At 34.9% G+C, this 15,221-nt stretch carries 13 protein-coding genes; 4 read left to right on the top strand and 9 right to left on the bottom strand.

Annotated elements, in window-relative coordinates:
• Positions 1-242: 242 nt before the first annotated feature.
• The 3 genes from AC0OM3_RS11665 to AC0OM3_RS11655 all read left to right on the top strand — a co-directional run bounded on the left by AC0OM3_RS11665 (position 243) and on the right by AC0OM3_RS11655 (position 3,534).
• Positions 243-2,279, top strand: a complete 2,037-nt coding sequence (locus AC0OM3_RS11665) for a serine hydrolase (RefSeq protein WP_474211915.1) — start codon at positions 243-245, stop codon at positions 2,277-2,279.
• Between the two features lie 599 nt (positions 2,280-2,878).
• Positions 2,879-3,220 (top strand): DMT family transporter, encoded by a 342-nt coding sequence (locus AC0OM3_RS11660; protein ID WP_474211913.1) that lies wholly within the window; start codon positions 2,879-2,881, stop codon positions 3,218-3,220.
• Positions 3,220-3,534, top strand: coding sequence for a DMT family transporter (locus AC0OM3_RS11655; RefSeq protein ID WP_474211911.1), 315 nt, complete (start codon positions 3,220-3,222; stop codon positions 3,532-3,534). Before AC0OM3_RS11660 ends, AC0OM3_RS11655 begins: the two co-directional genes overlap by 1 nt.
• A gap of 751 nt (positions 3,535-4,285) precedes the next feature.
• Here AC0OM3_RS11655 and AC0OM3_RS11650 read toward each other — a convergent pair.
• Positions 4,286-5,515 carry an NAD(P)/FAD-dependent oxidoreductase gene (locus AC0OM3_RS11650; RefSeq protein WP_001044754.1) on the bottom strand — a complete coding sequence of 410 codons (1,230 nt, stop codon included), beginning with the start codon at positions 5,513-5,515 and terminating at the stop codon, positions 4,286-4,288.
• Positions 5,516-6,110: 595 nt separating this feature from the next.
• Complete coding sequence (locus AC0OM3_RS11645; RefSeq protein WP_000648347.1) at positions 6,111-6,389, bottom strand: AbrB/MazE/SpoVT family DNA-binding domain-containing protein; 279 nt, start codon at positions 6,387-6,389, stop codon at positions 6,111-6,113.
• A 518-nt stretch (positions 6,390-6,907) separates the two neighbouring features.
• On the opposite strand from AC0OM3_RS11645, the gene AC0OM3_RS11640 reads away from it, so the two are divergent.
• Positions 6,908-7,060: a ribbon-helix-helix domain-containing protein gene (locus AC0OM3_RS11640; protein WP_000290205.1), complete on the top strand. Its 153-nt coding sequence runs from the start codon at positions 6,908-6,910 to the stop codon at positions 7,058-7,060.
• A gap of 214 nt (positions 7,061-7,274) precedes the next feature.
• On the opposite strand, the gene AC0OM3_RS11635 is transcribed toward AC0OM3_RS11640, so the two are convergent.
• The 7 genes from AC0OM3_RS11635 to AC0OM3_RS11605 form a co-directional block, all read right to left on the bottom strand.
• The gene (locus AC0OM3_RS11635; protein ID WP_000067651.1) at positions 7,275-7,937 is read right to left on the bottom strand and encodes a restriction endonuclease; all 663 of its coding nucleotides are present in this window, start codon (positions 7,935-7,937) and stop codon (positions 7,275-7,277) included.
• Positions 7,930-8,907, bottom strand: a complete 978-nt coding sequence (locus tag AC0OM3_RS11630; protein WP_474211906.1) for a DUF3991 domain-containing protein — start codon at positions 8,905-8,907, stop codon at positions 7,930-7,932. Before AC0OM3_RS11630 ends, AC0OM3_RS11635 begins: the two co-directional genes overlap by 8 nt.
• A 97-nt stretch (positions 8,908-9,004) precedes the next feature.
• Entirely contained in the window at positions 9,005-11,662 is a 2,658-nt protein-coding gene (locus AC0OM3_RS11625) for a type IA DNA topoisomerase (RefSeq protein WP_474211904.1), read from the bottom strand.
• A gap of 15 nt (positions 11,663-11,677) precedes the next feature.
• Positions 11,678-11,812, bottom strand: a complete 135-nt coding sequence (locus tag AC0OM3_RS11620) for a hypothetical protein (protein ID WP_257133851.1) — start codon at positions 11,810-11,812, stop codon at positions 11,678-11,680.
• Positions 11,813-11,957: 145 nt separating this feature from the next.
• Positions 11,958-14,465 (bottom strand): LPD25 domain-containing protein, encoded by a 2,508-nt coding sequence (locus tag AC0OM3_RS11615; protein ID WP_474211901.1) that lies wholly within the window; start codon positions 14,463-14,465, stop codon positions 11,958-11,960.
• Complete coding sequence (locus tag AC0OM3_RS11610; RefSeq protein WP_098566832.1) at positions 14,458-14,733, bottom strand: hypothetical protein; 276 nt, start codon at positions 14,731-14,733, stop codon at positions 14,458-14,460. Before AC0OM3_RS11610 ends, AC0OM3_RS11615 begins: the two co-directional genes overlap by 8 nt.
• A gap of 42 nt (positions 14,734-14,775) precedes the next feature.
• The gene (locus tag AC0OM3_RS11605) at positions 14,776-15,219 is read right to left on the bottom strand and encodes a hypothetical protein (RefSeq protein WP_474211899.1); all 444 of its coding nucleotides are present in this window, start codon (positions 15,217-15,219) and stop codon (positions 14,776-14,778) included.
• Between the last annotated feature and the right edge of the window lie 2 nt (positions 15,220-15,221).

Below are 15,221 nucleotides of genomic sequence, written 5' to 3'. Positions count from 1 at the left end.
ATAAACTGCTCCTTGATTCTAAGGGTTTTTCTGTCACATACGTTAGTGTCAAAATGTCATGACTTTTATGACATAACTATCAATACAGCCTTATCCACTCAATTTTTGTTGTTCTTTATAAATATGACAGAAGTTCACTATCGACTATGACTCGCCGCTTGCTACACTCTGTTTATAAGCTAGCGAGCCACTAACTCGTTGAGCTAACAAAAAATCCTAACTAAATAAAGGAGCGTTCAAAAATGAAACAAGCAATTAACAAACTGGGGATCGTTGCAATTCTTCTTTCTTCTTCAACTATGATTTCTGCATGTTCCCAACAATCATTAAAAGGAGAAACATCAAAACTATCGGCATCCACAACTAATATTGAAATGATGAAAGGACCCAATAATAAAAAAGAAATAGAATCTTTTGCCGATGCATTATTTGAGGAAAAAATGAAAAAGTATAATGTGAATGGTTCTAGTTTTGTCGTCGTTCATGATGGGAAGGTTGTTGTTAATAAAGGGTATGGATATGCTGATAAAGAAAAGAAAATTCCCGTTACTAAGGACACGGTCTTTCAAATTGCTTCAGTCTCAAAAACTTTTACTGCCTTGGCTGTGATGCAACAAGTCGATAAAGGAAATATTAAACTAGATCAAGACGTACAAAAATATCTTGGTGGACTACAAATACCTAATCAAACAGGGAAACCTCTAACACTGTTTGATATGCTCACTTATACGAGCGGATTTGATTTTCCCGACCTTACAAATATAACCGGACCTGAATATACTGATAATGAAAAAAGCATACCAATGAAAGAATTTTTCTCTAAACATATGCCAACGGTGGTACGGCCACCAGGGGAAGCCTATACGTATGATAACGTCTCATTTGCGCTCGCAGGGTTGGCAGTAGAGAATGTTACTAATAGTCCTTTCTCCCGATATATGGAAAATAATATTTTCAAACCATTAGATATGAAATCTACAAGTATGAGCTTCACGCCTGAGCTTCTAGAAAGAATGGCTACACATTATGGTCCCACTGGCGAACCAATCCCAACAAGCGGGAGCGGTTTAAGGGATACACCACAAGGAGGCATTTTATCTACTGCAGAAGACATGTCAAAATACATGATTATGCAACTACAGAAAGGAAAGTTTAAAGACAAAGAAATTGTAAGTAATAAAAGCATAGATATGATGCATGCCTATCAAGTTTTTGATGATAAAACCAACCCTGTTGCAACAATTGGATTTGAAACGCCTTTTAATAAATTCGCTAACGGTCAACACGTTGTAATGAAAGGGGGAAGTATGCCTGGACATCAATCACTGATGATTTTAGTGCCTGAACAAAAAACAGCATTCTTCATGTCTTATAATAATGATTCAATGATGAGTATAGACGTATATGAAGCTCTCATGGATCACTATTTCCCTACTAAGAAGAATGAAGTAAAGACAAGTTATCTCCCATTAGAGGAAAAAGAAGCTCATAAATACTTGGGCTTATTCCAAAATACGCGTTTCGCTGCGATTCGCACTCATTTTACTTATGAAAATGGGAATTTAGTCATGGAGGGTGGAATAACTGGAAAACAAGTTCTCAAAATGATCCATCCGTTGTTATTTGAAGATTCGGAAGGCAACAAAGTTGCTTTCAAAAAGAATTCAGCTGGAGAAATCACATATTTTCACTACGATTCTCCTAAAAGCCTTGATTTTGTAGCAGATGCCCAGAGAATTAACACCAAACCATCTTTTGATGACATTCCACAAAAGAGTAACTATAGAAGTCACATTGATAATCTTCATGCTCTAAATATTATGGGTACTGAAACAGGTAATCTATTCAATCCGATGGAAACCATGACACAAGGAGAGTTTGCGGATACGTTGTTACTTGCCCATGGATGGAACGGTTTTCCAGACGAATCAAAAGAGGCAAGGGAAAAAATTATGAATGGAATTCCAGAGTATAACCGTGCTACTCCGATTACCCGACAGGTCGCAGCAACCATGATTCAAAACGTAAAACAAATTCAAGACTTGAAAACAATTCAACCTGACAAAGCTATTAAAGTTAAATTACTGGATGCCGCAGATGACTGGGCAGTCCAATCGATTCAGGCACTTGCCTCCCAAGGAATTCTAGACCCTGATACTTCCATTAATGCTGACGGATCTTTTATGTTCCGTCCGAAAGACCTGTTACTGCGTCAAGAAGCAAGTGCTTTGCTGGATTTAGCTTTTAACTATTATGCACCGCCTATCAAACGAAAGTAGATATTCATCCTAAATTGAATCATAAAAAAATTGGATGATGCTATCTCATCAGCATCAAGCTAAAATATAACAAGAAATTCAATTTTATAAGATTTTTATAAAAACTGAAACGCTTCGAAGCATAATCTGATGCATTTGAATTTTTTGTATTTAAAATAGGAACCTATTAGGAAATATAATAGGTTCCTATTTTGTTATATAAATGATTTTAACTTTGATATACGAGGTTAATTAATTTAATATTTTTTATCATATAAAAACTCTTTCCATTTAGGAAAGAGTCTATATAATAACTTATACCAGTTTAAAACACTCCACTTTATGGAGTAGAACCAACGAAACGCGAATTTCATACGCTAAGCGGATTTCAAAATGGGGAAATATAGTTATGGTAGCGATGAGAATGAAAGATGTATACAAAGCATTAAACTATTTTGTTTTCATGTGTGTATGTATATTTAATTTTTGTCTTGTCTAAGAGAAAACTCACAGCTTTACTGTGTCATGGAAGGATAAATGCCTGGAAGAAACTGTTTAACAGTTTTCTCTTAGGCTTTTTTGTTTTTTTTGGTAAGAATAGAATTGGAGGTGTCTTTTAGATGAGTAAAGACTGGATTAAAGTATTTATTGCTGCTTTCTTTGAAATTTTTTGGGTTATTGGTTTAAAAAATGCTGATAACTTTTGGACTTGGACGGGGACTATCATTGCTATATTTTTCAGCTTTTATTTAATGATCATTGCAGGAAGAAAACTTCCCGTGGGAACTGTTTATGCTGTTTTTGTTGGGTTAGGTACAGCTGGAACTGTCTTTTCTGAAATCCTGTTCTTTGGTGAACCATTTAAAGTGGGAAAAGTACTCTTGATTTTATTTTTATTAGCTGGAGTAATTGGCTTGAAATTAGTTACAGATGACAAAGTTCAGAAAGGTGATGAATCCTAATGGCGTGGATTTCTTTAATCTTAGCAGGTCTTTTTGAAATGTTTGGTGTTGCTATGATAAATAAATTGCATAAAAATCGAAATTGGCAATCATTAGCTTTGTTAATTCTGGGATTTGGATTAAGTTTTATATTTCTTGCTTACGCAATGGAAACACTACCTATAGGAACAGCTTATGCAATTTGGACCGGAATTGGTGCGTCTGGAGGTGCAATTTTAGGCATGGTTTTTTATGGTGAATCAAAAGACTGGAGAAGACTTATCTTTATAGGTATGGTTTTAGGTGCTGCAATAGGTTTAAAACTCGTTTCATAAATGATTTTTTAGATTGTACTATGAAGAAGATAATCTGTTTTTATTAAGCAAATTATCTTCTTCATTTTTTATTGTTATTCAACAAAATGGTCTAATTGTTGTATAACATGACTTGCATTTTTTTAACAACTTTATAAATCTAATAAAGTCTGTTTTTTGAATGTATACTTTTGTTGGTGTTTTCTTAGAAATATGGATATATAGAAGAAACTCAGTGTTTGCAATGAAATGAAAGTAAACTTTTGGCTAAAAGTTTACTTTGGAGTTTTGAATCATTTATAACTAATTTTGTAATAAATTTCTCAATATAGATATACTTGTTAAGTATGGTTCTAATATTCAAAATTAACAAAAAATAAATTATAATAAAAATATGATGGTTATCCTTTTGTTTACTCCTTGTGCTAAAGATAAGATCGTGTTCGCCGATCTTATCTTTTTTTTATTTGTGATTTTTGATAGGCGTATCACCAACATTTTAACGAAAATATACGCTAAGCAAAATTCAACATGAAAAAACGTTGATTTTACTACTCTAAGAGAATCATCTGATCTCAAAAACGTATGTATTTGAGACAAGTGCGTTCCAATGTAAAAGGTGCTGAAAAGAGCCTAAATAGTGTCTCAAAACTCATCCTTAAATCAAAAACTCAATTCAAATCGTGTTATTAAGTTTTGAGAATCCCTTAGCGTATAAAAAAGTTAAAATGTGCGTGCTACCCCTTAAATCACTTAATCTCTAAAATCATTGCTAGATCGATTGCATAATTCGTGCGAGTTCTTTTTCTAAAGCAGCGGGCTCGTTTGCATAATTGTAAATCCCTAAAAACTTCTCTATAGCCTCTGGATGGGAACTGATTAGCTTGTTGACAGCATCCTGTTGTTCAGATATGCGTTCATTCTTCGAAATTTGGCATCCCATGTGAAACCGAACCATAAACTCATCTTCTATTGCCTTTTGATATTCTTCAGACATTTGATTTGATTGATCGGATTGTCCCTTATATTTTGATAGAATATTGGATAATATACGTGCTCCACATATAGCATCATGGATACCCTGCGCCATGCCAGGATCTTTAAAACAAACTGCATCTCCAACCAACGCCCATCCTTTTCCCATTCCTTTATACCAGTAATTATCATATCCGAGAATGCCTTTGACCGGTTCTACTAGTTCTGCATTTTTCAAGCGCGCCCCAATTGTTGTATTCGGAAAGTTATCTGTAAAGAAATTGCGTAGACAGCTTTCCGGATTTAATTTCAACCGTTCTATCAATTCCTTATTTTCTAATGGGAAAATGCCGACAATTACATATAAATCATCATTCGTTGGAAAGAGAATGGCTGTGTTATCTTTTATCTTGTATACTTCAAATTTAGGGACATTATCGTGGCGAAATCCAGAGAAATACCCGAAATAGATGCCGACTGTTGCCGGAATACTTATTTTGAGTTCACTTTTTACCAGCTTGCGAATAATAGAGGATCGGCCGTCTGCCCCGACTACCAGGCGAGCTAAAAATTCTTGTTTCTCGTTGTCGCCGTCTAAACCTTTCACGCCTATCACTGTTTCGTCATCACGGATGACATCCGTCACACGAAATCCTTCTAAAACAGTTACATTCATTTGGGATTTGGCTTGTTCAAGTAGAATATGATCGAGATAAGTTCTTCTAATACAATAACAACTTTCCTCTCCGTAAACCTCAGGGATGAGACCTTCTATCACGGTATCCTCAAATTGAAATTTAATATCCCGTACCGGCGGTGCTTTTGTTTCCAATAACTTGTCCAGGACACCGGTTTCTCGAAGAAGAGCGACAGTATTATTGAAAAAGGTATGGGTTGATAATGTGTCCCTTGGAAAATTCGCTCGGTCCACTAACAACACATGGAAACCTGCCTTAGCAAGATAAATTGCCAGGGTAGAGCCGGCACATCTAGCACCGGTAATGATGACATCATACGTCTTATTCATCGTATCACTCCATTTTCAAGTATAATTATTAACTTGCTTATCCATTAGCAGAGTTCTAAAGTTAATGCCCCTACGAGTTAAAGTAATGGGGAAAATTGATAAGAATGCACTACATACATAAAGTATGGAAGCTAAAACGAAATAAGTACAGAAAATTCTCACCTGCTATACAATTAAAAAGAATTTGTGGTAAAAATCGGAATGATAATTTAAGTATTAAATAAAGGTCCGTTTACTTGTCTCGTGAAGAGTTAATAGATGTATATTCACAAAAATGGTTGTTAAAACATCGACTCCAAACTCCTTGTATAAAGTTTTGGAAATCAAGTCCATTTGCTATGTTAAATGCGCTATAATTTTGGGGTAGTCGTCCTTATCATATGTCGAATGAATTATATCCAAATCGTTTTAAAGAGTGGGAATTAAAAAAAAACGCCTACAGGATTCTGGACAAAAGAGAAGGGACTCCATTTAGCAGATGAGTTCAACATAAGATTCAATGTAGACTATTGATTATGTATCTTGTTTTTTATTAAATATTACGGTACGTGAAATTTTAAATATCTTTACTAAAAAAGCCCCTTGAAAGGAGCACTTATTTTACAAGATACTGTTCTATTTCTTTTATTAATAGTTCTGCACCTTCTGGACTTAATGTGATCTTACCATTTGCTAATGCCATGTTACGATTTGACACTTCTCCTGTTAATGCACAAACATGACCAGGCTGATACTTCTGTAAAATGATGTCTTCCCCTTCTACAAAAATCTCTAATGGTGATTTTTCTTTAATCCCAAGCGTATTTCTAAGTTCCTTTGGAATCACTATACGCCCTAATTCATCCACTTTTCTAGTTACTCCGGTTGCTTTCATCCAGCATATTTCCCCATTTCATTATCAATTTGTACCCAATTTATTCTTTACTATTGTAACAGGCTTTCACCATACATGAGAAACATAATGAACCAAAAACAGACAATCATAATAAGAAACTCTTTAAACCCTTGCTGAAAGGAAATACGACCTTCTTCCATTCTACACGCCCCTTTTCTCTACAACTTTTAATATGTTAAAATATAGAGGAAAGAAATCTGCCAATTTCTTTCCTCGACGGTCACTCATGACTTCTGCTCTTTGTTTGCTTTTGCAAATGAAGAGCTTTTATTTTGCGTACTTATACTTGCTTTCTAACATCGCATAACGCAATAACTTTAACTTTGTTTCTTTTTTCAATGCTTTCCATTCCGATACAGCAATCTTCATTCTTCATTCCTCCATTACTTTGTTATTTATTTAGACTTATAAGTTCCATTTGTAAATTTTTTTAACTTTCCGTTCCATGTAATAACCTCCTCAATAAAGTTATATAACTTTATTGAGGAGGTTGCTATATGGCTGTTAATAAAGACAAGTACACTCAAATTTTAGTTACTTTTACAAAAGAACAAGTAGAACAAATAGAAAATTATTGGCATGAAAATAAGCTGAAGAACCGAAATGAAGCAATTCGTCAGATCGTAGACAAAGGGTTAAGTCGTAAATAATGGCTACCCTTTTTATTTTTCCTAAAAAACCTAAAAACGCATTTAAATTCCCTCTCTCCCTTTACATGCGTTTTTATAACAAATATGACTTATTGTATTAATAACCATATCAAAACCTCATACAACTAAATCTGAAGATTCATTTTTTAGTTAAACTGATTTTTTTCATGAATTCTTTAAACAAATGAAAAAAGAGCCGGATTTTCATCACAGCTCATGTATTAATTGGTTCTGTATGTGTACATGTCGGATATTGTGAACAGCCAAAAAACTTATTTCCTGTTTGATTTGAATTACGAACGACTAAATCATGTTTACATGTTGGACATTTCCGTGCTGCAGGCGTTACCCCTTGATACACATCTTCAGCCGAATATTCGGGATTGATTTTATTAATCAATTTCTGAAGCTCTACACGATCTATTAGTTTTACATTACAAGCTTCCGCTAATTCTTTCGCCTGTCTTGTATACACACTGTTCGTTACAACCCAGCCCTCATTTGCTTTGTAATAGGCTTGTGCTGCATATATCTCTTGTACGGCACTAATACCAACTCTATTTTTCATCCCGTATCGTTTCGCCTGGATTACAATACGATTCTTCCCCTTCAATACCAGATCTGCTCCGAAATCATTTGACTGCTTTGTGACTGTTGGAGAATAACCCAACTCTCGAAAGAGAGCTTTTAGATATACTTCGAATTGATGTCCGTCCATTTTGTCTATATAACGAATACCAGACTTAGCCATTCGCTTTAATATTCTTCGCTCCTGGATCTTCCGGTACATAAATTTACAAATACGAAAAAGAACATAAAGGATAAAAATACAAATCAAAATCTGTAATATGTTTGGCATTTTTGGTAGATTAGACACTTCGCTCCACCTCTTTAATTGGTTTCATTTTCTTTGGTTGGGCTGTTTCTTTTGCCTGTTGCTCACTCACTTGTTTCTTCCGGACATCGTTCCAATCTTTTTCATTCGTTGGAATATCCTCTTTAAGATCTACAAAGCATTTCATTGTCTGAATAAAGTCTTTCCCAGCTTTATCATTATCAACTGCCATAATGACCTCTTTAATATCGTGCCCTTCTTTTTTCGCATCCATTAAGGATTGAATTACTGTTTTTGACTTTAATCCATGCATAGAAACCAGGCGAGCGTTTTGTATGTTATTTTGCTTGATACTCCAATGAGATAACATATCAATCGGATCTTCATAAAAATAAATTTTATCCGGCTTACCCACGTCAACTGTAAAACCAGCATTGATTTTTTCATAATTCGGGACAATTTGCTTAAAGCTTCCTCTTTTATTCTCCATTTTTACTGTACCTTGACGGTTCATACCAATGACTTGCCCTTTTCCTCCTTCTTCCCTCCATTTAAACACCACATTATTTTTCTTATCCTGGGCGATGAGATCCTTTTTAATCAGCCAATTCACCAAGCGAGGATCTATTTTCCGTTCATTAACCAGATATTCTTTAATCTCTGTTTGCTTATTTACTTCCAGGTGTTTGGGATAACTAAATGGCTGCTGCTCTTTTTTGCGCTCCTCTTCAGCTTTTGAACGATCAAACTCTTTGTAGTCCCCATTCTGAATGTCCATCACAGCTTGTGGAAATGTCATGTCATAGTACATCATGGCAAAGCTAATCGCTCCATATCCTTTTTCTCCTCGACTATTCCAGGCGTACTGATTTCCTTTAATGATGAGACTATCATGCTCCGTATGACGATAATAGTTACCTTCTTTCTTAAACGTTTCTCCTTTTGCTTCCAGATATGAAATCAAGTCAACGTTTCTTGCTTTCATCGCATCCTCCGCACTGACATATGCCATTACGGAATCCCCCCTTTACTCTATAAAATGAAATAAAAAAGAGGACTATTCCGTTTCCTAGTCCTCTTTTGCTACTTATAGTTGTTACATTTCATTTTTATTTGCCGAATAAGAATTTTAATCGCTTCTCCTGTACGCTGTATGATAAACGAGCGTCAAATTTCTTCCCGTTTTTGTTTGAGATAAACCCTTTGATCTGATCCGTTACATTCTTTTCTAATAACTTTTTCACATGGTTACTACTTAAATTTTTACCAGAGAATGTACCAAAAATAATGAAATCACAGCCTTTTTTGTATTTCTCACATAAGTAGTTACTTTTCCCTACAAGAACCCTACTCTTACACAATGGACATTTACCAATGGTACGATCTTCAGTCGTTGGAAAACGGAATTTCAAACTTCCGTCCGCTTCCATATAGATAGCTGCTGTAAATTCTCCCTTTTCTCCTTGAAAGCCGTTGATAAAATCCGTTGTTTTATACTGAATTAGCTTCTTCATTTGATTACCAGGGATTGCTTTCCCTTTCATTTTGGCTGGTAACATAAAATCACATCCGTTTTTATGCTCCGTGCATCCATAAAACGTTTTACGATGAAGCATATCCCCTTTTTTACATTTTGGACATTTACCAAATGACAGCTCCTCTTGTGTTGGGAACTGAAATTTAACTTTCCCTTCATGTAACACAAGATAAGCGGAAAACTCCTTCTCATTGGACTTAAACCCTTTTAAAAGGTCGGTTTTCTTATCCTCAAACAGCTTTTTCGCTTGCGCTTCCGGAATCGCTTTTTCTTTAATTTTTTTCGGTAAGGAGATTTCACATTCCGGATAATTACTGCATCCGTAAAAATTTCCTTTATGAAGGATTTTTCCCTTTCTACAAGGGCATTTACACACTTCAATTTGCTGATTCCAAGTATAAATAATGCTATCCGAAACCTTATCATCCATTGCGCCTAATTGTTCCACCGTATCTTTTACAAACGTATTTGTTTTCTCTACAAATTCCTCATATTTCATTTCGTTCTTTTCAATCATGTAAATCATCCCTTCCATTTCAGCCGTATAAGCTGGATTTTTAATTGTATCTACCGGAAAAGCATCTATAAACGCACGACCAATAGGTGTTGTTCGAATTTGATTATTAGTGACATCAATATAGCTACGATCTAACAGTTTCGGAATAAATGTTTCTTCCGTTGCGACTGTCCCAATCCGTTTTCCTTTCATAAGTTCCTTCAAATGTTCATCATCTAATTTACGCCCTGCCGTTTCCATAAAGGTTAAAATGGAACTTTCCGTATGAAAGGCTGGTTTCTTTGTTCGAGACTCAATCAAGTCATACTGAACGATTCTGAAAGAATCTCCTTCTCGTAAAATAGGTATCTGAAATGCTTCAACTGATCCCTCTTCTATATCCTCTTGAAACACACTTAGAAACCCTTTCTCTTGTAGGATCTTTTCTTTTGTACTGTATGCATTAGCCTCTTGATCTATAAAATGTACTTCTCTTACCAGATAGATTGCTGGTTTCATAAAATTCCCGATAAATCGTTTTACAATTAAGTCATATAACTGTTTTTCTAATGGATTTCGGTTGGTCCCGACATATAATTTTGTTGTTGGAATGATAGCAAAGTGACTACTGACTAATTCATCATTAAATGTAGTGTGTTTTTTTGTAATAGAAGATGGGATTACTTGTTGTACGAGATTTGCATAGATGCTTTTTTCTAATGCTGCCATTACTTCCTTCACTCGTTCCACTTGCTCAGTAGGTAAATGCCTGGATGAAGAACGAGGATAAGTAATAAAGCCTTCTTCATACAAACTCTGAATTTGTTTTTTTGCTGTTTCCGCATTTATCTTCAGTTTGGCGTGAGCATCTTTGTAGATATCCGTTAAGTTATATAATAATTTTGGTTTCTTTTTTCTATTGCTTTCTTTAAATTCCGTTACAATTACATTCGTTTCTTTCAAGCTATCTCCAAGCTTTTGTAGTGGCGATGGATCTATCAGTTGATCTTCTGTTTTCATTACTGGTGATAAACCGTTTTCCGTTAGTAGCTTTAAATTGTAATAGGTTTGTTCTTTATAATTTTGAATAGCGATTTCCCTTTGACGGATTTCATTCAAGATACACATTTGAACACGACCAGAAGCCAATAAGAATTGGTTTCTTGCTAGTTTGGATGTACAGCCTCTTGTAACATTAATCCCTAGAATATAATCCAGGTATTGTCTTGCTTTAGCCGATTGTGCAAGCCCGTTATAGTCTGTTCCTGGTTCTAATCGGTTTAATGCTCCTTCTAATTCTGCGGCTTCATAGGAAGAGATAAAAAGACGGGATTCTCGCTTGTTCACACCTGCATATTCATATAATTCACGATAGATAAGCTCACCCTCTCTATCTGCATCACAAGAGTTGACCACATGATCCACATCGGGACGATTTAACAACTTAACTAATATTTGAATTTGTTCTAGACTATCCGATTTCTCTTTATATTCCGGCTCTAAAATAATGGGTAAGTGATCAAATTTAAATTCTTTGTATCTCTCGTCCATCTCCTCCGGATGTTTTAGTTCTAATAAATGCCCCCGGCACCAACTAATAATGTAATTTTTATTTTCATAGTAACCATAATAAGGCTTGCTCCCTGGATATCTTTTTGAGTTTTTAAATCTAGGTGATTTTAATAATTCAACAGCTACCTTCGGCTTTTCTGCAATAAATAATGTTTTTCCCATACGTATTACCTCCTATTAATCTGCAATTTCAGTTTTACGCTTCCATTTCTTATTTCTGCGCTTTTTCATTATTCTGTGACCAAATAATAGCAACATGTTCAAAAAGACAGCTACAAGGAACATACAGCCCGCAAACAGCCATACATTCATGGCATTATCTCCTTTCGTTCTATAAATAAGAAAGAGGGCTTTTCCTTTTACCCTCTTTCATTTTTAGATATAAAAAAATCACTCTCCGCTATCTCAATTGAGTAACAAAAAATGATTTAATCTGGTATTCCTGTTATTAAATTTTTCATCGTTCCATCTCCATTGTTTCTTTTTTTCTACCCGATTTCTTTGTAGACTTCGACTGATCTACATTACCAGGATCTATTTTCTTGTCTTTTTCTTTATCATTCGTTTGTTTTCCATTCAATGGCTGAAAATTTTTATCAAAATCCATTTCCTTTGTAGTTGTTGACTGATTCACCGTTATTCCTTCTTTTCCAAGCTTCTCATCCACCTGGTTTTCTAATTTTACTACGTGTTCCTGGCTTACCAGCTCATTATCAATCGAAACATATTTCGTTGTATAATACCGTTCTTCAGCTTTTACACGAGTGACAATGCTATCAATATTATCTGGTGTCTCTTCATATTGTGAACGTCTGTATGCTTCGAATTTTCGGCTTAAATCTTTATCTAATGTAGTTGGCTCCTTTTCTTTTAAAGGCTGAATTTGTTGATCTAGAGAAGCAATAGGTGCATATCCATCTGTCTTCATTTCCTTATATAATTCCACTTCTTTCTCATTAAATGAGTAATCTTTTTGTGCCTCCGCTTTATCAACCAAGAGTCCATATCGTTCATCTTTTACGATTTCATCTAGACTCATATTTGCATCTTTTTCATAAACAACAAATGACAAATTCCCTCTTCCATAAAAGATAGAACTTTGAACCTTTTCATATAAATCTGGTTTCAAAATGTTATCTAAATAGACATTTTCTCGTTTCCCGTTCTTTTCCATGAGGGAAACATATAAATCGTCCCGATCTGTTTTATCTTGATTCCATACAGACAAATAACTGATATCTTTCGTAACGGCATCCATCATGTGGATTCTTGCAAGCTCTTCATCTTGTATACCGTTTGCTAATACTTCAATTGTAACTAAGTGATTGGGTGTCTCTTTCGGTTTTTCTATTGTATTTTCCTGTGCTTTTTCCATCGGTATTTCTTTGTTATTTCTATAATTCATCACTTCATCTCGTAACGCTTGTTTTACTTCATCCGATAAATACCTTTTCTCGTTTAATACTTGTTCATATGGTGTCTTGTAGTCCCCATCCCCCATATCCAAACGATCCATACTCACAAGCTCCATTCTCCCAAAATCTCTATCTACTTCTTTTGGAATGGCAATATGATAACGAGTTTTATCATATGGTACGTATTCATCCCTTTCTCTTGCTTCCTCTTTTGCTTTTTCAATATTTTTAATGACTTCAGCCATTTTTTCATTGGCCTCTCCAAATGGAATCAACTGACTACCTTTAAAATTTTCGTTTTCGCTCCACTGAACTAACATAGTTGGACGATTTATTTCATTTTGATTTAGTGCTGCATACTTTTCTTGATTCGCTTCGTTAAATGCATCAATAAATTCTTTATCACTCAATTTTTCTGCGCCTTCTACGGGCTCAAACGCTCTGTTTCTATCCGCTTGTTCCCTTAACTCCGTAACGGAAACAAGCTCTTGTGTCGTGTTACTTAAACTCATAAATTCAACCAACAAAATATTTTTTTCGTCCTGCTTTTCATTTCTATTTGCCATACTTTCCACCTCTTTTTCATTTATTTGTTCTTTGTCCTTTTCTAGTGTGTTTTCAATTGTTTCAATAAATTCAATCGAAGTTTCATGTACTTCTTTTAATAATCTTGTTTTATCCTTCATTTCTTTTCCTTGTGTCCAGCTCGCTAAATATCCTAGTGAATATTCGCTTGTATCAATTCCAAAATAAGAAGAAACGGCGTAAGCTGTCATTTCTGCTTGAAACTCTTTTTCTGGTGCTGTGTAATTCATATGTGTCTCTGCTGTATGAAGTTTGGCATGTGCCAATTCATGAAGAAGTGTTTTAACATTTTGTAATTCACTGTTTCTAGGATTCAAAGCAACCTCTTTTGTTAAGGTGTAACTAACCCCCTTTGCGACCCCAAGTTCTTGCTTCGGCTCAATAATTTTCACACCGTTTTTTTTTGCAATGGCTTCCATTCCCTTGTACAAACTCTTGTAATCTGTTACGCTCCCGTCTAGCCAACGATTCGGAAAAATACGAGGAAGATCTTCCGCTTTTGCGTTTGTTTGGGACACATCAAACACATGACCGATAGCAAAATATAAGCGACCTGGTTTCACTTCTACGCTTTTAGATTCAATTTGTTTTTTCTCTTGCTCACTCGCCTTTGTAACGGATTTCCATGTCCCATCTTTATCTTTAAATTTTGCTACAGTTCTGTTTGGAACAAGAATTTTAATTCCTTTATGTCCTACGCCTGTAACAACAGGGAAGCCCGCTTTTTCCCAAAAAGAAAAAGAGCCCACTGCTTGGGCTCCTGGAAATTGTGCTTGTATTAACGAAACATTTTGTGGTGAATATTTATAAAACTTTGCCATAAACGTTAAATATTCTTTCATATCTTCTGGTGTACGAAAATAGCCTTCTACGTTTTTTTCCATCTTTTTTGTTAAAGCTTGAACCTCTTCTCTTTTTTCTTCCGGTGATTTCTTTTGATACTTTTTCTTATAACTTTTACTCATATTCTTCTCCTACACTTTCACTCGCTTTTTGTAATTCCTCCATTTCTTCTTCATTCCATCTCTCAGCTGTATCAAAGAAAAGCTCATGAGTTTTCACATTAACCGGAACTAACATATTTTCTTGATTCATGACATGGACTGCAAGTTCTTCTTCTTGTTCTCGTGTAATTTTGATTGTTAGTTCTTCCTCTTTTACAAGTAAAACAAGTTCACCTTCTCCAACCTCTTTAATGACTCCTAATGCGATATCTTCATGAAATAATAACATCCTACTAACCTCCTTTTTTTTTATAAAAAGAAACAATGTAGCTTACGTTACATTGTTCTTTGATGCCTCATGATCTATACGTTTTTGTCTTGCATTACTAATCCGTTCCGCTACAACTTCTTTTGCTATCTTTACGCCACCGACTTCTATTTTATCTGTTGTAATAATGCTTTCTAAATCCAAGTCGTTAGCAAAAAAGTATCCATTCATTAATTCAATTAGAACTTGTGTATTTCGATCTGCACTATTTGCACCAAGACGAATTTTTGTTAGTTCACTTTTCAACACATCGTGTAGATTCTTTGATACAATTTCGGAAATATAATTCAATGACCATTCTGAACTTTTTGATGCTTGATGCTCCATACAAATTTTCGATATAGCATCACCAGGATGAGTAATATTATTTTCATCCATGTAATCTTGAATGTATTGATGGATATTTTCATTCAATGATATTTTCATTCGTATTTTTTTATTCTCCATGA

The organism is Bacillus sp. FAU20, from assembly GCF_056033865.1.
This window is presented reverse-complemented; position numbering and strand designations above follow the sequence as displayed.